Origin of the sequence: Pseudomonas protegens CHA0 (genome assembly GCF_000397205.1) — a bacterium.
Lineage (GTDB): Bacteria > Pseudomonadota > Gammaproteobacteria > Pseudomonadales > Pseudomonadaceae > Aquipseudomonas > Aquipseudomonas protegens.
This window is the reverse complement of sequence record NC_021237.1, coordinates 2,290,311-2,312,924: the sequence shown is the minus strand read 5'-3', so window position 1 is coordinate 2,312,924 and position 22,614 is coordinate 2,290,311. Positions and strand designations below refer to the sequence as shown.

18 protein-coding genes and 1 tRNA gene are annotated in these 22,614 nt (G+C 63.2%); 15 read left to right on the top strand and 4 right to left on the bottom strand.

Going from position 1 to position 22,614, the window contains the following annotated elements; all coding sequences use genetic code 11:
* Positions 1-266 precede the first annotated feature (266 nt).
* The 3 genes from PFLCHA0_RS10485 to PFLCHA0_RS10475 all read left to right on the top strand — a co-directional run bounded on the left by PFLCHA0_RS10485 (position 267) and on the right by PFLCHA0_RS10475 (position 2,705).
* A tRNA-Asn gene (locus tag PFLCHA0_RS10485) sits at positions 267-342 on the top strand.
* Between the two features lie 524 nt (positions 343-866).
* Positions 867-2,024: an MFS transporter gene (locus PFLCHA0_RS10480; RefSeq protein ID WP_015634886.1), complete on the top strand. Its 1,158-nt coding sequence runs from the start codon at positions 867-869 to the stop codon at positions 2,022-2,024.
* Positions 2,025-2,117: 93 nt separating this feature from the next.
* Complete coding sequence (locus PFLCHA0_RS10475) at positions 2,118-2,705, top strand: SH3 domain-containing protein (protein WP_041752088.1); 588 nt, start codon at positions 2,118-2,120, stop codon at positions 2,703-2,705.
* A 63-nt stretch (positions 2,706-2,768) separates the two neighbouring features.
* On the opposite strand, the gene PFLCHA0_RS10470 is transcribed toward PFLCHA0_RS10475, so the two are convergent.
* Positions 2,769-4,310 (bottom strand): nucleobase:cation symporter-2 family protein, encoded by a 1,542-nt coding sequence (locus tag PFLCHA0_RS10470; protein WP_011060358.1) that lies wholly within the window; start codon positions 4,308-4,310, stop codon positions 2,769-2,771.
* Positions 4,311-4,778: 468 nt separating this feature from the next.
* Positions 4,779-5,603 (bottom strand): arylamine N-acetyltransferase family protein, encoded by an 825-nt coding sequence (locus PFLCHA0_RS10465; protein WP_015634884.1) that lies wholly within the window; start codon positions 5,601-5,603, stop codon positions 4,779-4,781.
* A gap of 202 nt (positions 5,604-5,805) precedes the next feature.
* Between PFLCHA0_RS10465 and PFLCHA0_RS10460 the strand changes: the two genes are divergently transcribed.
* Together PFLCHA0_RS10460 and PFLCHA0_RS10455 are read left to right on the top strand one after the other, a co-directional pair.
* Complete coding sequence (locus PFLCHA0_RS10460) at positions 5,806-6,381, top strand: GNAT family N-acetyltransferase (RefSeq protein ID WP_015634883.1); 576 nt, start codon at positions 5,806-5,808, stop codon at positions 6,379-6,381.
* 35 nt (positions 6,382-6,416) lie between these two features.
* A complete protein-coding gene (locus PFLCHA0_RS10455; protein ID WP_011060355.1) occupies positions 6,417-6,938 on the top strand; it encodes a GNAT family N-acetyltransferase in 522 nt (173 codons plus the stop codon).
* Positions 6,939-6,941: 3 nt separating this feature from the next.
* On the opposite strand, the gene PFLCHA0_RS10450 is transcribed toward PFLCHA0_RS10455, so the two are convergent.
* Together PFLCHA0_RS10450 and PFLCHA0_RS10445 are read right to left on the bottom strand one after the other, a co-directional pair.
* Entirely contained in the window at positions 6,942-8,513 is a 1,572-nt protein-coding gene (locus tag PFLCHA0_RS10450; protein WP_015634882.1) for a sensor domain-containing diguanylate cyclase, read from the bottom strand.
* A gap of 185 nt (positions 8,514-8,698) precedes the next feature.
* Complete coding sequence (locus PFLCHA0_RS10445; protein ID WP_015634881.1) at positions 8,699-9,559, bottom strand: LysR family transcriptional regulator; 861 nt, start codon at positions 9,557-9,559, stop codon at positions 8,699-8,701.
* Positions 9,560-9,656: 97 nt separating this feature from the next.
* Here PFLCHA0_RS10445 and PFLCHA0_RS10440 point away from each other — a divergent pair, with 97 nt between their 5' ends.
* From PFLCHA0_RS10440 to PFLCHA0_RS10395, 10 genes are all read left to right on the top strand, one after another.
* On the top strand, positions 9,657-10,307 hold the full coding sequence (locus PFLCHA0_RS10440) for an FMN-dependent NADH-azoreductase (RefSeq protein ID WP_041752087.1): 651 nt from the start codon (positions 9,657-9,659) through the stop codon (positions 10,305-10,307).
* Positions 10,308-10,589: 282 nt separating this feature from the next.
* The gene (locus tag PFLCHA0_RS10435; RefSeq protein WP_015634879.1) at positions 10,590-11,405 is read left to right on the top strand and encodes an ABC transporter permease; all 816 of its coding nucleotides are present in this window, start codon (positions 10,590-10,592) and stop codon (positions 11,403-11,405) included.
* On the top strand, positions 11,395-12,669 hold the full coding sequence (locus tag PFLCHA0_RS10430; RefSeq protein WP_011060350.1) for an ABC transporter ATP-binding protein: 1,275 nt from the start codon (positions 11,395-11,397) through the stop codon (positions 12,667-12,669). The genes PFLCHA0_RS10435 and PFLCHA0_RS10430 overlap by 11 nt, the downstream gene beginning before the upstream one ends.
* Complete coding sequence (locus PFLCHA0_RS10425) at positions 12,666-14,042, top strand: polysaccharide pyruvyl transferase family protein (RefSeq protein WP_015634878.1); 1,377 nt, start codon at positions 12,666-12,668, stop codon at positions 14,040-14,042. The genes PFLCHA0_RS10430 and PFLCHA0_RS10425 overlap by 4 nt, the downstream gene beginning before the upstream one ends.
* Before the next feature lie 5 nt (positions 14,043-14,047).
* Positions 14,048-14,740 (top strand): 2OG-Fe(II) oxygenase family protein, encoded by a 693-nt coding sequence (locus PFLCHA0_RS10420; protein ID WP_015634877.1) that lies wholly within the window; start codon positions 14,048-14,050, stop codon positions 14,738-14,740.
* Complete coding sequence (locus tag PFLCHA0_RS10415) at positions 14,733-16,922, top strand: glycosyltransferase (protein ID WP_015634876.1); 2,190 nt, start codon at positions 14,733-14,735, stop codon at positions 16,920-16,922. The genes PFLCHA0_RS10420 and PFLCHA0_RS10415 overlap by 8 nt, the downstream gene beginning before the upstream one ends.
* 104 nt (positions 16,923-17,026) lie before the next feature.
* Positions 17,027-17,974, top strand: a complete 948-nt coding sequence (locus tag PFLCHA0_RS10410) for a class I SAM-dependent methyltransferase (protein WP_041752085.1) — start codon at positions 17,027-17,029, stop codon at positions 17,972-17,974.
* Positions 17,975-17,999: 25 nt separating this feature from the next.
* Positions 18,000-20,072, top strand: a complete 2,073-nt coding sequence (locus PFLCHA0_RS10405) for a glycosyltransferase (RefSeq protein WP_015634874.1) — start codon at positions 18,000-18,002, stop codon at positions 20,070-20,072.
* Positions 20,069-21,172, top strand: a complete 1,104-nt coding sequence (locus tag PFLCHA0_RS10400; RefSeq protein WP_015634873.1) for a glycosyltransferase family protein — start codon at positions 20,069-20,071, stop codon at positions 21,170-21,172. Before PFLCHA0_RS10405 ends, PFLCHA0_RS10400 begins: the two co-directional genes overlap by 4 nt.
* On the top strand, positions 21,156-22,055 hold the full coding sequence (locus PFLCHA0_RS10395) for a glycosyltransferase family 2 protein (protein WP_015634872.1): 900 nt from the start codon (positions 21,156-21,158) through the stop codon (positions 22,053-22,055). The genes PFLCHA0_RS10400 and PFLCHA0_RS10395 overlap by 17 nt, the downstream gene beginning before the upstream one ends.
* Positions 22,056-22,614: the final 559 nt, after the last annotated feature.

Here is a 22,614-nt window from a genome sequence, read left to right as displayed (position 1 = left end):
GCACCTCGCAGCACAGCGCGAAACAGACAGAAGGATGCTGGGATAAATCGAAGCAGATCATAAAGGCGTACCTATGCGGCTGAAGGCCGGCAGCGCGTGAAACCACTTCCGGGGCGCCATGGTAGCCCCTATCGGATCCGCCAGAGACCTGAAGACCGATAAATCCCGCAAAGTCCTGCCAGCCTTTCATTCAGATCCTCGTCGCGCTGAAAAAATATTTCTCGACTTGTTGACTTCCCTTTCTGAATCAGTAAGATACGGCGCATTCCGCGATAGCTCAGTTGGTAGAGCAAGTGACTGTTAATCACTGGGTCCCTGGTTCGAGTCCAGGTCGTGGAGCCATCTTCCTACACTGATTTGCCTTGATCCTCATGAGAGCGCCCTGCTCCTGCGGCAAATCAGCTCAAGCAGTATCCCCCTTGCAAATGATTGATCCGCCTGTCATCCCGACATGCGGATAGACGCCTCATGCACGCCTGGAATCCTCCTTCGCCAACCCGGTTGCATTGCCGCAAAGGCCTGACGTAGGCTGTGCGCCTCTTTATCCAAGCAGTCAGACCCCGCGATGTTCCTGCCCGCACAGTCACCGTGCCCTTCCCCCTCGATGAGCCCTTCGGCAACTCTGGCTGTTGCCCAACTTGACTGTGCGATCAACCGTCGACGCCGTAGCGTATTGTTTGCCTTCACCTTCTCCCCGCACCCGGGCCCACGCTGATCGCGATTGAACCCGGCGCCACCCCGCTAGCCCCTCTGCTTCCACCAGGGCATCTGCCCGGCAATCGCCCGCACGTCGGCCTGCGATGTCCTGCAGCGCCCGCAATAACTGTCTTTTTTGGCGCCTGACGCTTCAGGCGCAGGTCTTGATCATGAACAAAGCCTTGTTAGCCGCCCTGATCCTGGGCATCTCCATTGTCGGCCTGAGCATCGGCTCCACGGTGCCAATCCTTGCCCTGCGCCTGTATCAGGCCGGCGCCTCGAACAACCAGATCGGCATCATGTCGGCGCTGCCCGCCGCAGGCATGATGCTCTCGGCCTTCCTGGTCAATGCCCTGAGCCAACGCCTGACCCGGCGCCAGATCTACCTGCTGTGTTTCAGCCTGTGCGCCTTGAGCGTGGCCGCCCTGGAACTGCCCGGGGCCAGCCTCTACAGCCTGGGCCTGGCGCGGGTCGCCATGGGCCTGGGGGCGGGGCTGATCATCATTCTCGGGGAAACCTGGGTCAATGAAATGGCCGAAGACGCCACCCGCGGACGCCTGGTAGCGGTCTACACCACCTGCTTCACCTTTTTCCAGCTCCTGGGCCCGGGCCTGGTATCGCTATTGGGCACCGAGGGGCCCGCCGTGCTGGGCATCGTCAGCGTCAGTTATGCGGTGGCGATCGCAGTGGTCTGGCTGATCCTGCCCCTGGAAGACCAGCAGCCGCTGCATGCCGAAAGTCGCACCTTTTCGGTACTGGGCTTTATCCGCATCGCGCCGGCGCTGTGCGTGGGCATCCTGTTCTTCGCGTTTTTCGACAGCGTGGTGCTGTCGCTCTTTCCGGTGTACGCCGCCACCCATGGCTACAGCATCAAGCTCGCGGCCTTGATGGTGACCATCATTCTGTTGGGCGACACCGCGTTCCAGTTCCCCCTCGGCTGGCTTTCGGACAAGCTCGGGCGCCCCGGGATCTACCTGGGCTGCGGCATCATTGCCCTGCTGATCGGCCTTGCCCTGCCACTGCTGATGCAAACGTCCACCCTGCTCTGGCCGAGCCTGGTCATCCTCGGCGCCGTGGCCGGCGGCATCTATACCCTGGCTATCGTGCTGATCGGCCAGTCCTTCAGCGGCGCCGACCTGGTGACTGCCAACGCCAGCGCCGGGCTGCTCTGGGGCATCGGCAGCCTGCTGGGCCCCTTGCTCAGCGGCGCGGCCATGAGCGGCGGCAGCTATGGTCTACCCCTGACCCTGGCGGGGGCCGCCGCAGTGGTGGTGGTCTTCGCCCTGTCCCTGGTACGCCAGGGGCACCTCAGCAAGGCTGCCGACTGAAATACAGCGGATGCGGCCCGTGATCATTCACAGGCCGCATCTTTGTCATTACCATCGCGCGATCCGCACTCCCACCTCATGGATACCCTCGCGATGGACCGACTCCTGCGCCTCCTGCCCCTGTACGGCCTGCTTTCCCTGTTGCCCCTGCCAGCCCTGGCCGAAGCCCCGGTGGACTGCGCCACCTTAAGCGACAACGTCTCCCTGGAAGCCGGCGAATATCGCCCGCCCCTGGAAGCCAAGGTGATAGGCCAGGGGCGGCTGCACTTTCACAGCGGGCCGAATGCCACCTGCCTGAACAAGAAGCTCTACGTGATTCCCGGTGATGGCCTGACGGTATACGCCTCCAGTGGAGACGGCTGGGCCCAGGTCATGTACATCGCCAAGGACGGCGAGGACTACACCGGCTGGGTCGAGGAAAAACGCCTGTTGCTGGGCAAGCACTATGGCGCAAGCGGCGCCGAGCTTCCCGATGAGGTGGCTGCATTCATCCAGCGCCACGAAGCCTGCGAGCACTTTGCCGGCGAGGAAGCCTACGACGAGGAACGCCGGGTCTTCCTGGAGAAAGCCGTGAATGAGGTCTGCACAGGCCATGATCAGCAGCTCGCCAGCTTGCGCCAGCAGTACCAGGACAACCCCGACGCCCTGCAGGCCCTGAAGCCGCTGGACAACCTGGAATAACCGACTGCAAAAAAACCGGCGCCCTGAGGGCGCCGGTTTTTTTCATGGCCGCGGTACTCGACTTCAGTGAGTGGCCTCGACACTGCCGCGCGCATGGCTCGGCTGCGAACCATCGCCGGCCTGGTTCGGTGAGTGGCCCGGCTCCTCTCCTACCAGAGGTACTTCATTGCCCTCGGCATCGTGCAGCTTGCCGCCGCTGAAGTAGTCACCCTCACGCAGTACGGCAACGTCCTGGAAGCGCAGGCTGCGCTCGGTGCCGGCGACGAACACCGACTGCTGGTCGGAGTTGCCCGCGGTGAAGTGGTTGAACGCCAGGTTCAAGAGGATCGCCATGATCGCCGAGGAGCTGATGCCCGAGTGGAAGATGGTGGCGAACCAGCTGGGGAAATGATCATAGAAGCTCGGCGCGGCAATCGGGATCATGCCGAAGCCGATGGAGGTGGCAACGATGATCAGGTTCATGTTGTTGCGGTAGTCGACCCGGGACAGGGTCCGGATGCCACTGGCCGCCACGGTGCCGAACAGCACGATACCGGCGCCGCCCAGCACCGAAGTCGGCACCGCGGCAATCACCCGCCCCATGAACGGCAGCAGGCCGAGGATCACCAGGAACAGCCCGCCGGTGGCCACCACGAAGCGGCTCTTGATGCCGGTGACCGCCACCAGCCCGACGTTCTGGGCGAAGGCGCTCTGGGTGAAGGAACCGAAGATCGGCGCGATCATGCTCGACAGCATGTCGGCGCGCAGGCCGTTGCCCAGGCGCTTGGAGTCGACCTTGGTGTGGATGATTTCACCCACGGCGAGGATGTCCGCCGAGGTTTCCACCAGCGTCACCATGACCACGATGCACATCGACAGGATCGCCGCGACATGAAAGGTCGGCATGCCGAAGTGGAATGGCGTGGGCAGGCCGAACATCGGCCCTTGGGTGACACCGGAGAAGTCCGCCATGCCCAGGAACAGCGCAATCACCGTACCGATGATCATGGCCAGGAGAATCGACAGACGGGAAATCGCCGCGCTGCCGATCTTGCTCAACAGCAGCACCAGCACCAGGGTCACCGCCGCCAGGCCGATGTTCGACATGCTGCCGAAGTCCGGGGCCCGGCTGTTGCCACCCATGGCCCAGCGCGCCGCCACCGGCATCAGCGTCAGGCCGATGGTGGTGATGACGATGCCAGTGACAAGCGGTGGAAAGAATTTGGTGATCCGCGAGAACACCGGTGTGATCAGCAGGCCGATCAGCGAGGCGACGATCACCGCACCGAGAATCGACTGGAAGCCGCCCTCGCCGCCGCTGGTAACAATCGCCACCATGGTCGACACGCCCGCGAAGGACACCCCTTGCACCAACGGCAGCTTGCAGCCGAAAAACGGCACGCCAAGGGTCTGCAACAAGGTTGCCAGCCCTCCTGCGAACAGCGAAGCGGCGATCAGCAAGCCGATCTCCGAAGGCGACAGGCCAGCCGCCTGGCCGACGATCAGTGGCACGGCAACGATGCCGCCATACATGGTCAGCACGTGTTGCAGGCCATAAGCCATGTTTGCGCCAACACCCAAATTTTCGTCTTCGGGCCGCTGTTGTGAAACCTGGGGGGTATTCATGGTGTGGGGTTCCCTGTTTTTGTTATGGGCACACTGTATGCAACATCCAAGACAACTGTCCATAGGATTGTATACAGTTTTCCATTCTGAATTTCCCCACCCATCAACCCGGGCTATTGCGCGCAAGGCACTCGGATATTGACTCCGTGCCGGCCTGTAAAGGCGGCCCAGAGCCCTCGTTGAAACCAACCCAGGGCCGATCCGCCGCTCTTCAACCGAAGGTTTGAGGGCTGCTCTACTGGTTGAAAAAACAGGATAAAAAAGCCGATCCCGTTGCCGGATCGGCTTATCTGCTGCTCGTAGGGTGCGATCCGTTGGCCGGAACCCGGATCTTGTACACATTGGGTGCAACACGGCCCTACCGTTGGCCGGGCCGGCGACGGCAAACGCGGCAACTGCACCTGGACGGCCGTGTCGACAACCGACCGGAACCACGGACACCGCCTCGCTGTTGGAGAACCTGTGAAATCAGGCCTCTAGCAACTGCTCGAGAACCCGCGGCAGCTCGGGGTGGGCCGGCAGGCGCAGGGCAAACTCGTCCTGCAACAGGCCCATCAGCTCCCCTGCATCGGTGATCTGCCGCCGCTCGCTGGGCTGCCCCATCCTATGCAGGGCGTAGCTGCCATTGTTCAACGTTCGGCGTATTCCCGGCCCCATCAGCGCCACCTTCAATTGGCCGAGGAAAGGAGAGTCCGGGTGGGTCGAGACGTACCAGTTACCCATCTCGTAATCCACATCGCCCTGCAGTTGCAGGTCAAAAACGTACATCGCCCGCCATTCATCCATGACCTTGGCGCGCAAGGTGTAGCTACCTTCGCGCAGGGTGATGCGATACGGCTCGTGGGGCGTTGCCTGTTCTTGCTCGGTATCCAGCAGCAAGGGCGTGGTAGGCACCATGCCGCCAAAGCCGACATCGACGATGTAGCGCTGGCTCTCCAGGTGCACCAGCGCCAGACGGTGGCTGCGAGCGGTCAGCGCATCTTCCGGCGCCCCCATCACCACCCGCCCGGTGATGCCCCGGGCATCGAAACCCAGGTGCAGCAACAGCACCAGGAAGGCCTGGTTGAGTTCATAGCAGTAGCCGCCGCGCCCTTCGTGGAGAATCTTGCGCTCCACCGAGGCCAGGTCGATGGGTACCGGAACCCGCAACAGGGTCGAAAGGCTTTCGAAGGCAAAACGACAGACATGGCGCCATTGCAGCTCCCGCAGGGTTTCCAGGGTCGGCGCTGGCGCCTGTGGGTAGCCCAGTTGCTGCAGGTACAGGTCGAAGTTCATCAGGTGCGGCTGGCTCATGCACAAATCCTTGAAATGAGGGTCGCCCAGGGTCGCGACAGGCCCCGGCAGGTCGGCGTTATGTATAAGCCAGAAGCGGCAGGCCCGGACAATCAATTCGGCTGATATTTTTTATCGCATTGGCCCCGGATTGGCTCTTGCCAAGCGCCGAGGGCGACTCTGTAATAAGTGCCCCGTCGCTCCCGCTGGAGAACTCTGCGCCATGCACTCACTGGAAGGCCCACGAATCATCCTGCGCCCGTTGCAACGCAGTGATGCCGACGCCCTGGTCAACGCCGCCCGGGACGGTGAGCTGTGGAACCTGCCTTTCACCGTAGTGCCCTCCCCCGACACCGTCGAACGCTACCTCGACGTGGCGCTCGAGGGGCGTGATGCCGGTAGCGTACTGCCGTTCGCTACCGTGCTCAGGAGCACGGGCGAAGTCATCGGCTGCACGCGTTTCTGGAAGATCGACCGGCACAACCGCAAGCTGGAGATCGGCAGCACCTGGATCGCCAGCCGCTGGCAGCGCAGCTTCGTCAACACCGAGGCCAAGTACCTGATGCTGTGCCATGCCTTTGACGACATGAACTGCGTGCGGGTGCAGTTCACGACCGACGAGATCAATCACACGTCCCGCGCGGCGATCCTGCGCCTCGGTGCCCAACAGGAAGGCATAGTGCGGCACGAGCGCATCATGCCCGACGGACGCAAGCGCAATTCCGTGCGCTTCAGCATCATCGACGACGAGTGGCCCGCCGTGCGCCAGCGTCTGCAACAACGCCTCAGCCAAGCCTGAGGCCTCACCCTTACAAGCCCCACAAGGATGTAGCCATGCCCGTCGATTTCACCCTACGCCCAGCCCAGCGCGAGGACGCGCTGTGCATCAGTGGCCTGGCCACCCAGGTCTTTCTCGACACCTATGCCACCGACGGCATGCGCAGCGACCTGGCCGAGGAAGCCCTGAGCGTCTACGCCCCGGAACAGTTCCGCCAGCGCCTTGAGGATCCCCACAGAAGCCTGTTGCTGGCCGAGCGTAACGGGCACCTGCTGGGCTTCGCGGAAATCGCCGGCAACACCCGGCCGCCGCTTGCCGGCCTGGCCGATGGGATGGAGTTGGTGCGCCTGTACGTGCAGCGCCATGCCCATCGGCAAGGCGTTGGCCAGGCGCTGCTGCAACAGGTGGAAGAACGGCTGCAAGCCAGCGACAGGCCCTGCCTGTGGCTCGCCGTCTGGGCACAGAACCACAGGGCGCAGGCCTTCTATCAGGCCCAGGGCTACGTCTGCGCCGGTAGCACCGCCTACGAGTTTGGCGGCAACGCCTACGCCAACCAGGTGTTCTGCAAGCGCTGGTAGCCGTCAGCGATCGGAGCGCTGCAACGGCTCCCCCACATGGTCCGCCGCCAGCGCCATGGCCCGATTGCGGCCCGTGGCCTTGGCTTGATACAGGGCCGCGTCGGCCCTTTCGATAAACATCTCGATGCTGTCGCGGCCCGTCGGCACGAAGGCGTAGCAGCCCAGGCTAACCGTCACGCAGCCCACCGGTGAGCCGGAATGGGCGATGTTGCGCTGCATGACACTGCGGCGAATCTGCTCGGCCATGGCCAGCGCGCCATGAATGTCGGTGTCGGGCAGCAACACCGCAAACTCTTCGCCACCATAGCGCACGGCCAGGTCAGCCTTGCGCTGGCAGCAGCCCTTGAGCGCCTGGGCCACCTCGGTCAGGCACTGATCGCCCGCCACATGCCCGTAGGTATCGTTGTAGCGCTTGAAATAGTCGATATCGACCATGACCAGGCTCAACGGGCTGCGTTGCCGCGCACCACGGCCAAACTCCACGGTCAGGGCGCGCTCGAACAAGCGGCGGTTGGCCAGGCCGGTGAGGCTGTCATGGGTGGCGATCACCTCCAAGGCCTCCTGGGCCTCGCGCAGATCTGCCTCGATCCGCTCGTTGTTGCGCACCTGCTGCACGAAGACCCAGCCGAACAGGCCGACCCCCAGCAGCACCAGGGCGACGATGGCCGTGGACTGGTAGGCCGAGGCATACCAGCCCTTGAGCACCGAGTCCTTGGAGTTGGCCGCGGCCACCACCAGGGGATAGGCCTGCAACTGCCGATAGCCGTACAGGCGCGTCACCCCATCAACAATCGAGGTGATCATGGCGTTGCCGGTGGTGGCCTCGGGCAAGTACTTGCTGAAGATCTCGCCGCGGGCCAGGGAAGCACCGATCTGCCGCTCTTCGAACGGCCGCCGCGCAATCAGCGTGCCGTCGGACAGGGCAAGGAACATGGCACCCTGCTCGTCGATATTGAAACTGGTGAAGAACTGATCGAAATACGCCAGCTTGATGCCTGCCATCAGCACCCCCTGGAAATTCCCCTGGCTATCGTTGAGCCGCCGCGAGATGGGAATGATCCATTCGCCATTGGCCCGGCTGCGGATGGCCGGGCTGATGTGAGCCAGCAACGAAGCATTCTGCTGATGGAAACGAAAGTAGTCGCGGTCTGCCACATCGTTGCCATGGGGCGAATCACCAAAGGAACTGACCACCCACTGACCGTCCCGGTCATAGAGAAATACCCCGCTGAGCTGGGTCAGGGCCTGCACCCGCCGGGCGAATATGCCCTGCAAGCGGGGCTGCTGTTCAGGGCCATCGCCCAGGGCCTGGATCCACTCGGACAGGCTCATCAGCACCAGGTCGGCTTCCATGAACGTGTCTTCGGCCTGCTGGGCGATGGCCCGGGTCAGGTTGGTGGAATTGACTTCCGCCTGCATCAGGTCGTGACGCCAGGACTGTTCCAGTTGCAGGTACAACAGCCCGCACAGGCACAGAAACACGGTTGCGATGAAGGCCACCGCGGCCTTGAGCAGCGGCAAGCGCTTCAGGGTTCCACCAGGGGGATGATGAGGATCGTAGATGGGAACAGGCAAAAGGGTCGTCCTGACGGGAGTGGCCTGGGCTACAGGGCGGGTCCCTGGTTGTTTTCGAGACTGGCTGAACGGCCAGCGCCCTGCACAGTATAGGTTTTCTGGCCGCTGACCCGGGCCGGGAGATCAGGCAGCAACCTTGAACGACCCGGCTCCACCCTGGGGTTATCGGCCACCACGAGCAATGCTTAAAGCGCCGATCGACGGCTCGAGCAATATTCGACAAACACCTCGGACAGCGCCGCCAGCACAGTCTGGTCCGCTTCGGGCGCGGTGAACAGACGGTACTGCGCATCCGGCAACGGTGGCAAACCGTATTCCTCCCCCAGGGCACACAGCCCTGCCCCCAACTGGCTGGCCGCCATGGGTGCTATGGCGAACCCGGACAGCACGGCGGCGCGCAGGGCCCAATTGCTGCTGCAAAGCATAACCGTGCGCTGGGCAATGCCGGCCTGGGCCAGCCGGCCCAGGGCCGCGGCCCGATAGGGGCAAGGCTCGGGAAACAGCGCCAGGGGCAAGGGGTCGGGCAAGAGCCCGGCAGGTTGCACCAGCCCGGCCCAGACCAGCGGTTCGGACCAGAGCAGGCGGCCAGGCTCGGCAGTTTCGCACAGCGAGCCCACTACCAATTGCAAATTGCCCTGGGCCAGCAGATCCAGCAGCGTACCGGGAATGCCAACCTGCACATCGAGCCGGATACCTGGGTAGCGCCCGGCAAAATCCTGCAGCGCACGCAGCAGCCGGGGGTCGGCAAAATCCTCGGACAGGCCCACCCCCACGCGCCCGTGGAACGGCACCCGGGTCAGTTCGGTCCAGGCGTCGCGATTCAACGCCAGGATCGCCCGGGCATAGGCCATCAACCGCTCGCCATCGGCGGTCAGCTGCTGCGAGCGGGTGGTGCGCTGGAGCAGCGGCTTGCCGACCTGCTGTTCCAGGCGCCGCAGGTGGCCGCTGACCGCGGACTGGGTCAGGTGCAGCTTGAGGGCCGCACGGCTGAACCCTTGTTCATCGACAACAGCAACAAAGGTGCGCAATAGCAGGGCATCGAACATATTTCAGAATGAAATCAATAAGGCTTGAATCGACAATTTATATTTAAAAACAAGCTATGTTGCAATGACGGTCATCCCAACCCCAAGAGATTCGTCCATGACCCGGCTCCTGCACATTCAATGCTCGCCCCGCCTGCGCCGCTCCGCCTCCCTGGAAATCGCCCACAGCTTCATCCAGAGCTACCGACAGCAACGGCCGGACACCGGGGTCACCACCCTGGACCTGTGGAGCCTCGATTTGCCGGAACTCGATCAGACGGCCATGGACGCCAAATATGCACAACTGGCCGGCCAGCCCCTGGGCAATGCCGAACAGCGGGCCTGGGCCCGGCTCCAGGCGCTGGCAGAGCCGCTGCACCAGGCCGACCTGCTGGTGCTTTCCATCCCCCTGTGGAATTTCAGCATTCCCTACAAGCTCAAGCACTTCATCGACCTGGTTTCCCACCAGGGCATCCTCTTCAGCTTCGACCCCGAGAACGGCCTGCAAGGCCTGCTGCGCAACAAGACGGCGGTGGCGGCCTACGCCCGGGGCCTGGACTTTTCTTCCTGCTCCAGCACACCAGCGCCGGCATTCGATTTCCAGAAGCCCTATATAGAGGCCTGGCTGAATTTCATCGGGATTGCCAACCAGCACTCGCTGATCGTGGAAAAGACCATCCTCGGCCCGGACATCGACCAGGCCTCGCGACAGGCGGCCGCCGAGCAGGCACAGGCCCTGGCGCAGCAACTGGCGGCCCGCCAGTACTGAACCATACCCGGGCCGGCGCCGCGCAGGAGCCTGCCCGCCAGGCCCACCCTGCTCTTTACCGCCGAGCCCAGGCATCCGCAGTGAGCATTACCCTCGCGGGGGTCTTGCCACTTATCCGGCTGCGCCCGCCGCTCATCAAAAAAAGCTGTAACGACACCTTCACTTCCTGCATTTCGGGTCTATAAACAATTCACAAAATCCTTCGCTTCGAATCACCACCCGTTCACCCATGCCCTTGTCGAGCATGGGGTGGTGCTGGAAGCTGGCCCCAAGGAGCGGGAGTTGACCGGAAGTACCACGCTGCACCGTTTCACCTTCAGGCCCTGGCGTCATCGCGAGCTGCTGCGGGCACTGATCGAACGCGAAGTGATAGGCCGCTACCGCGGCTCGATCGCCGGCCTGCTCTGGTCCTTTCTCAACCCCTTGCTCATGTTGCTGGTGTACACCTTCGTGTTCAGCGTGGTGTTCAAGGTGCGTTGGGGAACCGACAACGACTCGAACACCCAGTTCGCCCTGCTGGTGTTCACCGGGATGATGGTCTTCAACCTGTTCTCCGAATGCCTCACCCGAGCCCCCGGGCTGATCCTGAGCCACGTCAACTATGTGAAGAAGGTGGTGTTCCCCCTGGACATGCTGCCCTGCGTGATGCTCGGGGCGGTGCTGTTCCACACGCTGGTGAGCTTTGCCGTCTGGCTGCTGTTCCACCTCCTGGCCTTCGGCCTGCCGCCGCCCACCGCTCTGCTGTTTCCCCTGGTGCTGCTGCCCCTGGTGCTGTTCACCCTCGGGCTGTCCTGGGTCCTCGCCTCCCTGGGGGTCTACCTGCGGGATGTTGGCCAGGTCATCGGTGTACTGATGTCGGCCCTGCTGCTGATGTCGGCGGTGTTCTATCCGCTGAGCGCCCTGCCTGAGGCCTACCGGCACTGGCTCTACCTGAACCCCTTGACCCTGGTGATCGAGTCCTCCCGCGACGTGCTGATCTGGGGCGTGGTGCCCGATCTCGGCCTGTGGCTGATAGAGCTGAGCGTCGCGCTAGGCGTGGCCTTCCTGGGATGGGCGTGGTTCGAAAAAACCCGCCCGGGGTTCGCCGATGTGCTCTGAACTGGCGATCAAGGCCCAGGGCCTGGGCAAGTGCTACCCGATCTACGACCAGCCCCGCGACCGCCTGCTGCAACTGCTGCTGCCCCGCGGCAAGCAGCGCTATCGCGAATTCTGGGCCTTGAAGGACGTTGCGCTGGAAGTGCGCAAGGGCGAAACCCTGGGCATCATCGGCCGCAACGGCAGCGGCAAGTCGACCCTGCTGCAACTGATCTGCCGCACCAGCACCGCCTCCACGGGCAGCGTGACCAGCCATGGGCGGATCGCCGCCCTGCTGGAGCTGGGCTCGGGGTTCAATCCCGAGTTCAGCGGCCGCGAGAACGTCTACCTCAACGGTGCGGTATTGGGCCTCAAACGCGCGGAGATCGAGGCGCGTTTCGACGAAATCACCGCCTTCGCCAACATCGGCGAATTCATCGACCAGCCCACCAGGACCTATTCCAGCGGCATGCTGGTGCGCCTGGCCTTTGCCGTTTCGGTGTGCGTGGAGCCGGATATCCTGATCGTCGACGAAGCCCTGGCCGTCGGCGATGCTTCCTTCCAGTTCAAGTGCCTGGAACGCCTGGAGCGCCTGACCCGACAAGGCACGACCCTGCTGTTCGTGTCCCATGACATGAGCATGGTCAAGCGCTTCTGCAACCGTGCCCTCTACCTGCGCGACGGCGAAATCCGCGCCAGCGGTGCACCGGAGGCGATGGCCGAGCTGTACCTGCTGGACATGCGTGACGAACAGCGCCGCTGGGCCAGCGCGGGCGCCGTCCAGGTCAGCGCCAAGACACCGCTCAACCCGAAGCACGGCATGGCCTTCGGCACCCCTGAAGGGCGGATCACCTCAGCCGTGTTCAGCAATACCGGGGCGCTGTACTCAAGCTTTGCCCACGGCGACATGATCGAAATCGCCATCGATGCCCAGGTCAGCGACGCCATTGCCCGCCCCAATATCAGCCTGACCATCCAGGAAGCCCGGCTGCTGGTGGTCAGCGGGGTCAACGTCGCCCTGCAATGCGGCGAGTCCCGGCAAGGCTGGCGCAGCGCCTCGGTGTGCCTGCGATTCGCCGCCAACCTGGCGGCCGGGCGCTACCACATCACGCTCAAGCTGATGAATGGCGAAACGGAAGAAACCTCCCACCTGATTGAAAAGCAGGTGGCCCTCCTGGCGTTCGACACCTTGCCGGGCAACAAGCACTTCCTGGGAATCGTCGACTTGCACATCGAACCTGTCACCCGCCCATCGCAGCAGCTCCTGGCAGTCGAGGAGCGTTCATGAGCGACAAGCAATGGCAAGTCGCGATCTTCGGTACCTTCGATGTAGCCAACTACGGCGACCTGCTGTTCCCCCTCATTGCCGAAGCAGCATTGCAGGCGCGCCTGGGCAAGGTGCGCCTGCACGCGTTCTCCTATCACTCGCGCAGCACGCCGCAATGGCCCTACCCCGTCACCTCGGTCAGTGAACTACCCCAGCTCATCGATAGCCTGGACGCAGTGCTGATCGGCGGCGGCTTCATCATTCGCTTCGACAAGGTCATCGCTGCCGACTACTACCCGCCCGACCCGCAGATCCATCACCCCACCGGGTACTGGCTGTCGCCTGCGCTGATGGCCCTGCAACACAATGTGCCGCTGATCTGGAACGCCCCCGGCATGCACTGCAACCCGATTCCATCCTGGGCGGCCCCGCTGGTCAGGCTGACCCTGGAGCAAAGCCCCCACGTCCGGGTGCGCGATGCCCTGTCTGCAAACACCCTGTCCGCGCTGAGCGAGCAGGCCCAGGTCGAGGTACTGCCGGATACCGCCTTTGGCCTGCCCAGCCTGATCGACCGGCAGCAACCCTCGGCGGCCTATCGCCAACTCTGTGCCCAGGCCGGCCTGACCGGGCCCTATCTGGTGGTGCATGCGATTGCCGGCCTGGAGAGCTTTCTCCAGCTATGGAAAACCCACAACGCGCTGTTCAGCCAGTGGCAGCTGCTGCTGTTGCCCATCGGCCCGGTGCTCGGGGACCATGAGTCGATTCTCGGGGCCGACCTGCCACGGGCCGTGCGCCTGCCGGCCTGGCCAGAGCCACTGCTACTGGCGGAGATCCTGGCCCAGGCCCAGGGCGTCATCGGCCACAGCTATCACCTGGCGATCACCGCCCTGGCCTTCGGCGTACCGGCCTTCTGTTCGGCCAACCTGAACCAGGGCAAGTACACCGCCTTGCGCGCATACCGCGGGATCCGCCCCCTGCCCGCCGAACAGCCCATCGATCCCCAATGGTTCCTGCAACACCTGAGCGAAACGGGGCCCTGCCCCGAGGTGATCGCCGCGCAAGAACAAGTGCAGCGCCATTGGGACCGGGTAGCCGAACTGATCGCCCAGGGCCCGCGCTCCACCAGCCAGGCGCTGAACCGCTTCTGGCAGGCCCTGCCCGGCCTGCTGGAGGCCCCCCTCCCGGACTGTCGCGAGGCAATCCTGAGCAAACAGGCCGAACTGGATGCGCTGAAAATCCAGGTACAGCAGTTGACGCTACTACGCCGCCACCAAACGGAACTCACCAGTCGGGTCGATGCCGAGCTGGGTCGAATCCATCGCTCCAACTCCTATCGCCTCACCGCGCCGTTACGCTCCCTGCGGCGGCGCCTGCAACATTTATTGGGAAGATGAATACGATGCTGAATCTGCCAATGCTGACCAGAGCCCCCTTGCACACTCAGCCCTTTCGCTGGGGGCGGATCACCGAACTGTATTCGCCCGCGGACGCCGCAGCCCTGGTAGCGACCTATCCCCGTGACTCCTTCAAGACGGTGTCCGGCTATGGCGGAGAAAAGGACTACGAGTACCATGCGCGGCAACTGGTGGAAATGGGCACCGGGCGCATTATCCACGAGCAGCGCCTGAGCCCGGCCTGGCGCAGGCTGGCCAGCGACCTGACCGCACCGGACTATCGCCTGGCGCTGTCGACACTCACCGACATGGACCTCAGAAACGCTCCCATGGAGGTCAATGTCTTCCACTACGGGCCGCAGGCCTGCCTCGGCCCGCACCCGGACCTGGGCGACAAGCTGGTGACCCATATCCTGTATTTCAACGATTCCTGGGACATCGAGGACGGTGGCTGCCTGAATATCCTGGGCTCTGCCGACCCCACGGATGTGGTCGCGGTGATCCCGCCCCTGGTGGGCACGTCGGCAGTACTGGTACGCGCCGAGAACTCCTGGCATGCGGTGACGCAAGTGGCAGCGAATTGCCGGACTTCACGGCGCAGCATGACCGTGACCTTCTACCGGCCCGGCTCCCTCAGCTCAATGTGGCCCAGTGGCGACCAGAGCCCACTGCACAACTATGAGCCCGCTCATGACTAAGTCCCACTCGCAGGAGCAGGAGTCGACCCGGCTGCGGCTCGAGCACGCACAGGCCATCCTTCAGCGCGATGCCGCCCTGGCGCATATCGAACATATGCGGCGCTCGCGTTCCTGGCGCCTGACCCGCCCCCTGCGCATGCTGATGCAGCTGCTGCGGCACGGGGTGATCAACGACGAGAGCGAGTACCCGACTCACCTGCCCTCTCTCGTCCAGCCTCTGCCAGCTTCCACCCCCTTGGAGCCCGATATCGTGGAGGACTCAGCACCCGGCTCTGCTGCTCAGCATTTTGACCTGCTGTGCTTTGCCAATATCGACTGGTCCGCCAGGTTCCAGCGACCACAGCAACTGATGACGCAGTTCGCTATCCAGGGTTATCGGGTGTTCTACATTATCCTTTCGCCGCTACCCGCGGCAGAGCGGCCCTATGCGGTGCACCCAGTCGCTCCCGGGGTCTTCGAAGTCACCCTGCGCGGGCTTGCACGGCAGGACTACTACGCCACCTGCATCACCGAAGGCAACCTGCGCGCCAATGCCGAGGCGTTGCAGGCCCTGGTGAGCGACTACCGGATCAAGACGGCGGTGTCGGTGGTTCACCTGCCCTATTGGACGCGCCTGGCCCTGCACCTGCGCAAGGCATACGGCTGGCCCGTGCAATACGACTGCATGGACGAATGGCAGGACTTCCCGAACATCGGTCAGCCCTTGCTGGACCAGGAACAGGTACTGGTGAAGCAGGCTGATCTGGTAACCGTCACCGCCTCCGTGCTGTACGACAAATGGGCCAGTACCAGCCGTCGCTGCCAGTTGGTTAGAAACGGGGTGGACTTCGACTTCTTTGCCCGATGCTGTACACCCAATACTCTGCTGGAGGAGCTTCAAGGCCCGATCATCGGCTTCTATGGTGCCCTGGCCGAATGGGTCGATTTTGAGCTGGTGGCGGCCATCGCCCGGCAACGACCAGAGTGGAATCTGGTGCTCATTGGCGATGTGTTCGTCCGTGACCTGGCCGGCCTCGACCGCTTGCCCAATGTGCACCTGCTGGGCCGCAAGCCTTACTCGCAGATGCCGCAATACCTGTACCACTTCGATGTCTGCATCATTCCTTTTCGCCTCTACAACGTGACCCACGCGGTGGATCCGGTGAAGTTCTACGAGTTCATCAGCGCCGGCAAACCCGTGGTCGCAGTGCCGCTGCTGGAGATGCAGATCTACGAGCCTTACCTGTATTTCGCCGACGGGCCGTCTGCCTTTGTCACGCAGATCGAAAGAGCCCTCGGGGAAACCGATCTGCAGCGCTGGGACCAACGGCTGGCACTGGCCAGGGAAAACGATTGGCGGCAACGCTTCGAAGACACGCGCGATGCGCTGGTCGAACTGTTTCCGAAGGTCTCGGTAATCATCGTCACCTACAACAATGTGCAGCTGACCCGCGGCTGCATCGACAGCCTGCTGCGCAATTGCGCCTACCCGAACCTGCAACTGATCATCGTCGACAACGCCTCGCAGGACTCCACCCGCAACTACCTGCGCTACCTGGCCCGCAGCGAACCCAATGTGAGCATCGTGCTCAACGAACAGAACCTGGGTTTCGCCGCCGCCAACAACCAGGGCCTGCGCCTTGCGCAGGGCCACTACCTGGTCCTGCTCAACAACGACACCGTGGTGCCCAAGGGCTGGCTCGCGCCCCTGCTGCGCCACCTCGACGACCCGGAGGTGGGGTTGGTGGGGCCGACCACCAATGCGGTGGGCAACGAGGCCCGGGTCAGCATCGACTACCAGGACCTCGACGACATGGAGGACTTCGCCGACCGGCGCGCCAGCCAGTACCGCGGGCGCTGCTTCGACATCCCGATGCTGGCCATGTTTTGCGTAGCGATGCGCCGCGAAGTGCTGGATCAGGTGGGCTGGCTGGATGAAGCCTTTGGCATCGGCATGTTCGAAGACGACGACTACAGCCGGCGAGTCCAGGCCGCCGGCTTGCGCACCGTATGCGCCGAGGACAGCTACATCCACCACTACGGCCAGGCCTCGTTCAAGGCCCTTATCACCAGCGGCGAATACCAGCGGTTATGGGACAAGAACCAGGCCTACTTCGAAAGCAAGTGGGGGCCCTGGCAACCCCATCGCCAAGCACGCCGTAGAGCGAACGCCGACGCCACGAAAATGAAGCTCACCGACTGAATCGGCAGCCCGATACACCCACAAGGAAGATGCCGAACGTGCTGAAAAAAATAATTCAACAGCTCAGTGGTCGGGCAGTCGCAGCCCCTGTTCCCCCGGACGACATGAGCGAGGAGCAGCGCAAGGCGCAGACCGCCGAGCACTGGTCACAGAACCAGGCTGGCTCGGATGCGTTTTCTGCGGATGTCTACTGGCTGGCAGTGCCTGCGGTGCAACAACGCCATCAGCAAAAGGCCACGGCCGGCAGCGGTCATGCTCACTGGGTACCCTATTGCCTGAACACCTTTCTGGCGGACCGGTTACCGGTGCCGCGTATGCTGAGCATCGGCTGCGGCACCGGTACCCTGGAACGCGAGCTCTACAAACTCCAGGCCTTCCAGGACTGCGACGCCGTGGATATCGCCCCGGCGGCGCTGGACACCGCCCGGGCAGAAGCGGCGGCGCTGGGGGCCCGGACCCTGCACTACAGCCTTACCGACGTCGAGCGGGTGCAACTGCCCAGCGCTCATTACGACGCCGTCTGGTTCAACGGTTCACTGCATCACATTCGCCAATTGGAAAAGGTCTGCGCCAATGTCCGCCAGGCCTTGAAGGCAGACGGCTGGCTGTTCTTCAACGAGTATGTCGGCGCCAATCACTTTGCCTTTGACCAGGCCCAGTGCGCAGCCATCAGCCATGCCTTCGCCCTGATTCCCCCGGCCATGCGCCGCTCTTTTGTCCAGGGTTCCTACGGTCAGGTGCAGAACAACGTACCGCTCCCTGATCCACAAGAGGTGGTGAAGGTTGATCCGTCCGAGGCGGTGCGCTCCCAGGACATCCTCAAGGTGGTGGAACAGCACTTCCAGATCCAGGCCCTCAACACCTGCGGCGGCACCCTGCTGCAATTTCTGCTGCATGGCATCGCCGGCAATTTCAAGGCCGATGATCCCCAAGCGATGCGGGTGCTGCGGATGCTGTTCGACATCGAAGACGGGCTGATCGAGTCGGGCACCCTGAACAGCGATTTCGTGATCGTTGCCGCGACCCCGAAACAGTCGGAGTCCGTGCCTTGACTCGCTCTGTATCCGGGGCGCGACAATGAGCACCGCCCTGTTCCAGCGCTGGCGCCGCGTCTATCACCGCCTGCCGCTGCCTTACCTGCTGAAAGCCTTGATCCGGCGCCTGTATCACGGCGTGCTGGGACCTGGCTGGCGGGCCCTGCGTCGGCATCAGCGGGCCGCCAAGAGTTTCGTACCCGCTTGTAGCGTGCTACCGGCGGCCGACCCGCAATGGCCGGATTACGTGGTCTGGGGTGCCATCGACTGGGATTTCCGCCAGCAGCGTCCCCAGCACCTGGCCCGCGGTTTGAGCACCAGCGGACGCCGGGTTTTCTATGTCTCGGCCAGCCTGGAGGACGACGCTCGCGACGGTTTTACCTTGCGCCCGCTGGATGACCGAGGGCGGCTGTTCGAAGTGCGGCTGTTTGCACGCACAGCCCCGCTCCTCTACCACGCTGCCCCGCAAGAGGCCGTGGTCCAGCAGTTGCGTCGCAGCATCGGCGAGTTATTGAGCTGGGCCCATTCGAGCCAGGTGATCTCCCTGGTCCAGCACCCGTTCTGGGCCCCCGTGGCCGGGGCGCTGCCGGCCAGCCGCCTGGTCTATGACTGCATGGACGACCATCAGGGCTTCGGCAACAACGCCCCGGACCTCCTGCAACTGGAGCATGAGCTGCTGCGCGAGGCCGATATCACGCTGTTTGCCTCGGCGTGGCTGGAACGCCACTGGAGTCGGCACTGCCCACCTGCAAGCACCGGGCAACGCGCCGTATTGCGCAATGCCGCCGACTTCACCTATTTTTCCAAGCCCCCGGCCCAGTGTTATCAGGACCCGCAAGGCCGTCCCGTGATCGGCTACTACGGCGCGCTCGCCCAGTGGTTCGATGTGGATCTGCTGGCCGCCATCGCCGAAGCCTTCAGGCACTGCACGATCCTGCTGATAGGCGCAGATACCGGGCGGGTTGGTGCGCGCCTGCAGCGCCATGCCAACGTCAGGCTGACCGGTGAAATCCCCTACGCACAGCTGTCCGCCTACCTGCAGGCCTTCGATGTCTGCATCCTGCCGTTTCGCATCGAGGCACTGACCCTGGCCACCAACCCGGTCAAGGTCTACGAATACCTGAGTGCCGGCAAGCCGGTGGTGGCGGTGGATCTGCCCGAGCTGCAGGAGTTCGGCCAGCAGGTATCCATTGCCAGGGATACCCCCTCCTTTATCGAAGCCATCGCCCAGGCGTTGCAGGAACCTGCCTGCGACAGCACTTCCCGCCAGCGCCAGGAATTCGCCGCACAACAGACGTGGGAGCACCGGGTAGAACAGTTGAAGGCCCTGGTTGAAGGCGAGCAAACCGGGCCCCTGATCAGCGTGATAGTAGTGACCTACAACAACCTGGCATTCACCCGCGCCTGCCTGGCCAGCCTGGCCGCCGATGCTCTGGGCCGCAATCTGGAAATCATTGTCGTCGACAATGCCTCCACCGACGGCAGCGTCGAATTCCTTCGGCAGTGGGTCAGCGACAGCGCTCACTCGCTCATCCTCAACCCCGGCAACCTGGGTTTCTCCGCGGCCAACAATCAGGGCCTGGCCCGGGCTCGGGGCGAGTTCCTGGTCTTGCTCAACAACGACACCGAGGTCACCACTGGCTGGGCGCAGACCCTGCGCCGCCACCTGCAACGCAACCCGGGGCTCGGCCTGATCGGGCCGGTAACCAACAACATCGGCAACGAAGCGAAGATCGAGATCAGCTACCGCAGCCTCGAGGAGATGCCTGGCCGCGCCCGCCAATACACCTGGCGCCATGCCGGCCAGCTGGTGCCCTGCGCCACCCTCGGTTTCTTCGCGGTCATGATGCCCAGGTCGACCTATGAGCGCGTCGGGCCCCTGGATGAAGCCTTCGGTCTGGGCTTTTTCGAAGACGACGACTATTGCCGCCGGGTCGAGCAAGCAGGGCTGTCCTGCGCCTTTGCCGAAGACGTGTTCATTTATCACCATCTTTCTGCCTCGTTCAGCCAGATGCCCGGCAGCCAGCGCCAACAACTGTTTGAGCGCAACAAGGCCCTGTACGAGGCGAAATGGGGCCGACCCTGGACTCCCCACACCGCCAGGGAGCCATCATGAGGCTGGTCTATCTGTCACCGGTCAGCTGGCACAGCTTCGCGCAGCGCCCCCATGAACTGGTGCGCCAGTTCCATGCGGCCACCCAGGCCCCCGTGCTGTGGGTCGAACCCTATCCCACGCGCTTGCCGGTACTGGCCGACTTGCTTACCCGCCCGCCATACCAGGGCCCGACCGTCGCCGTGCCGGACTGGCTGACCCTGGCCAGGCCCCGGGCCCTGCCCATAGAGCCCCTGCCCGGCTCGGGCTGGGTCAATCGCCTGTTCTGGCAGGAGCTCAAGCAACAGATCCGCCATTTTGCCCAGGCACCGACCCAGCTCGGCATCGGCAAACCCTCGAGGCTGGCCCTGCAACTGCTGCAGGAACCGATCTTCGCCGGCAGTTTCTATGACGTCATGGACAACGTACCGGCGTTCTATCGCGGCTGGTCGCGCCGTGCCATGCACCGGCGCCAGCACCAGACCGCCCGGGCTGTGGTCACCGCCCTGGCCTCTTGCACGACTTTGCAGCGCTACTGGCAACGGCAACAGGTCGATACCCGGCTGCTGCTCAATGGTTGCGCCAGCGAACGCCTGCCCGCCCTGCCCCTGTCCCGGCGCGCAGCACATGGAACACGGCCGGTGTTCGGCTACATCGGCACCCTCGCCAAGTGGTTCGACTGGGAATTCGTGCTTGCCCTGGCCGTGGCCTTTCCCGGGGCCGAGGTACGCCTGATCGGCCCCCAGCACGGACCTTCGCCCAGGGCACTGCCGGACAATATCCGGTGCTTGCCGGCGCTGTCCCACGAGGCCGCGCTGCAAGCCATGGCCGAGTTCGATGTCGGCCTGATCCCGTTCAAGTGCAACGACATCACCCGCTACGTCGACCCGATCAAATATTACGAGTACCGGGCCCTGGGCTTGCCAGTGGTCAGCACCGTATTCGGCGAAATGGGCACCAGGCGCCATCTTCCGGGAGTGTTTCTCAGCGACAGCCTCGACGACATCTCCCGAGTGATCCACCAGGCGCTGACGTTTACCGAGCCCCTGGCCGAGACCTTGAAGTTCCGCGAAGCCAACTCCTGGGCAAAACGCTTCGAGGGGGCCCATGCCGCGTTCCTGTGATGTGGTGGTGGTCAACTACAACGCCGGCCTTCTGCTGGAGGACTGCGTGATCTCGGTGCTGGCCCAGGACATCAACCGGCTGGTGCTGGTAGACAATGCCTCCCATGACGGCAGCCTGGAGCAGGTTGCCACCCGGTTCGCTGCCGATGAACGCCTGCTCATCCTGCGCAACCCAAGCAACACCGGCTTCGCCGCGGCCTGCAACCTAGGCGCCAGTCACTGCGAGCAGCCACACATCCTGTTCCTCAACCCCGACACCGTATTGCAACCGGGCGCCTTGCAAGGAATGATCGACGCCCTGCGCCACACCCACGATCTGGGCATGGCAGGTGGCCTGCTGTGCAACTTCGACGGCAGCGAACAGCCCGGTGGACGTCGGGTCTTCCCCACCCCACGGCGAGCAGTAGTACGCGCCCTTAACCTGTCGGGCCTGGCCTGGCTCTCGCCGCGACTGTTCTCCGACTTTCTTCTGCACCGCGAGCCCCTGCCCAGCCGTCCGACGCAGGTAGAAGCCATTTCCGGCGCCTGCATGCTGGTCAAGCGCAAAGCCCTGGACAGCGTCGGCGGCTGGGACGAAGGCTACTTCCTGCACTGCGAGGACCTGGACCTGTGCATGCGCTTTCGCCAGGAAGGCTGGAAAGTCTGCTTCGTACCCCAGGCCAGGATCTTTCACGCCTGGGGCGCCTGCAGCCGCACCCGCCCGGTGTTCGTCGAATGGCACAAGCACCGAGGCATGATCCGCTTCTATGGCAAGTTTTTTCGTGAGGACTATCCCCGGGTCCTCTCCTGGAGCATCTGCGCGGGTGTCTGGCTACGATTCAGTTTCGTGGTGGGCTACCACTGGCTGGCGCAGCTGGGACGGATGCTCGGACAGCCTCGCTAGTCCGGCAAAGGCTCAGAGCACAACGTCGGCGTGGCACTTCCTGATAAACTGCGCCAATTCGTCACCCCGACAACCGCCATGACCACAGGCGGTTGCCCCGCAAAGCGACAAACATCCCATGCCCTTTACCGCTTCAAGCCCTTCCCGTTCAGAACCTTCCCGGCGCTTCAGCGTGGCGCCGATGATGGATTGGACCTACTAATCCTATTCTCCTTCTAACTTAGGGCGTGTACAGCAAACGAGTGAAAGCCTGTACCACTTTTGTACCAACCCTTTCCCATAATAGCTGAGCTTCCCCCTTCCTAAATGCAGACGACTTGGGGTGGTGCTTGGTGTGACTGAAATGTGCCAACCTCTACCCAACGGGTCTCAACTGATCAATCTCAGCTGCTGGCATACAGAGACATACTCCAATCCTCAATAGACGCTAGTGAAATTGAGTGTGAGTGGCTATGATTGGGGCAGCAATAGACCAGAGGTGACTCAAAAAAGGCGAGCTTATCTCGACATGAAATAAAGAATTTCAGCCTTCAATAGATTATTGGCTTTGTGAATCTTT

What these genes read in the sequence shown, in the direction of transcription:
- PFLCHA0_RS10395 (WP_015634872.1), top strand. Translation starts at nt 21,156, where the DNA reads ATGCCGCGTTCCTGTGATGTGGTGGTGGTCAACTACAACGCCGGCCTT.
- PFLCHA0_RS10400 (WP_015634873.1), top strand. Translation starts at nt 20,069, where the DNA reads ATGAGGCTGGTCTATCTGTCACCGGTCAGCTGGCACAGCTTCGCGCAG.
- PFLCHA0_RS10410 (WP_041752085.1), top strand. Translation starts at nt 17,027, where the DNA reads ATGAGCGAGGAGCAGCGCAAGGCGCAGACCGCCGAGCACTGGTCACAG.
- PFLCHA0_RS10425 (WP_015634878.1), top strand. Translation starts at nt 12,666, where the DNA reads ATGAGCGACAAGCAATGGCAAGTCGCGATCTTCGGTACCTTCGATGTA.
- PFLCHA0_RS10415 (WP_015634876.1), top strand. Translation starts at nt 14,733, where the DNA reads ATGACTAAGTCCCACTCGCAGGAGCAGGAGTCGACCCGGCTGCGGCTC.
- PFLCHA0_RS10420 (WP_015634877.1), top strand. Translation starts at nt 14,048, where the DNA reads ATGCTGAATCTGCCAATGCTGACCAGAGCCCCCTTGCACACTCAGCCC.
- PFLCHA0_RS10445 (WP_015634881.1), bottom strand. Translation starts at nt 9,559, where the DNA reads ATGTTCGATGCCCTGCTATTGCGCACCTTTGTTGCTGTTGTCGATGAA.
- PFLCHA0_RS10455 (WP_011060355.1), top strand. Translation starts at nt 6,417, where the DNA reads ATGCCCGTCGATTTCACCCTACGCCCAGCCCAGCGCGAGGACGCGCTG.
- PFLCHA0_RS10480 (WP_015634886.1), top strand. Translation starts at nt 867, where the DNA reads ATGAACAAAGCCTTGTTAGCCGCCCTGATCCTGGGCATCTCCATTGTC.
- PFLCHA0_RS10405 (WP_015634874.1), top strand. Translation starts at nt 18,000, where the DNA reads ATGAGCACCGCCCTGTTCCAGCGCTGGCGCCGCGTCTATCACCGCCTG.
- PFLCHA0_RS10430 (WP_011060350.1), top strand. Translation starts at nt 11,395, where the DNA reads ATGTGCTCTGAACTGGCGATCAAGGCCCAGGGCCTGGGCAAGTGCTAC.
- PFLCHA0_RS10440 (WP_041752087.1), top strand. Translation starts at nt 9,657, where the DNA reads ATGACCCGGCTCCTGCACATTCAATGCTCGCCCCGCCTGCGCCGCTCC.
- PFLCHA0_RS10460 (WP_015634883.1), top strand. Translation starts at nt 5,806, where the DNA reads ATGCACTCACTGGAAGGCCCACGAATCATCCTGCGCCCGTTGCAACGC.
- PFLCHA0_RS10465 (WP_015634884.1), bottom strand. Translation starts at nt 5,603, where the DNA reads ATGAGCCAGCCGCACCTGATGAACTTCGACCTGTACCTGCAGCAACTG.
- PFLCHA0_RS10470 (WP_011060358.1), bottom strand. Translation starts at nt 4,310, where the DNA reads ATGAATACCCCCCAGGTTTCACAACAGCGGCCCGAAGACGAAAATTTG.
- PFLCHA0_RS10475 (WP_041752088.1), top strand. Translation starts at nt 2,118, where the DNA reads ATGGACCGACTCCTGCGCCTCCTGCCCCTGTACGGCCTGCTTTCCCTG.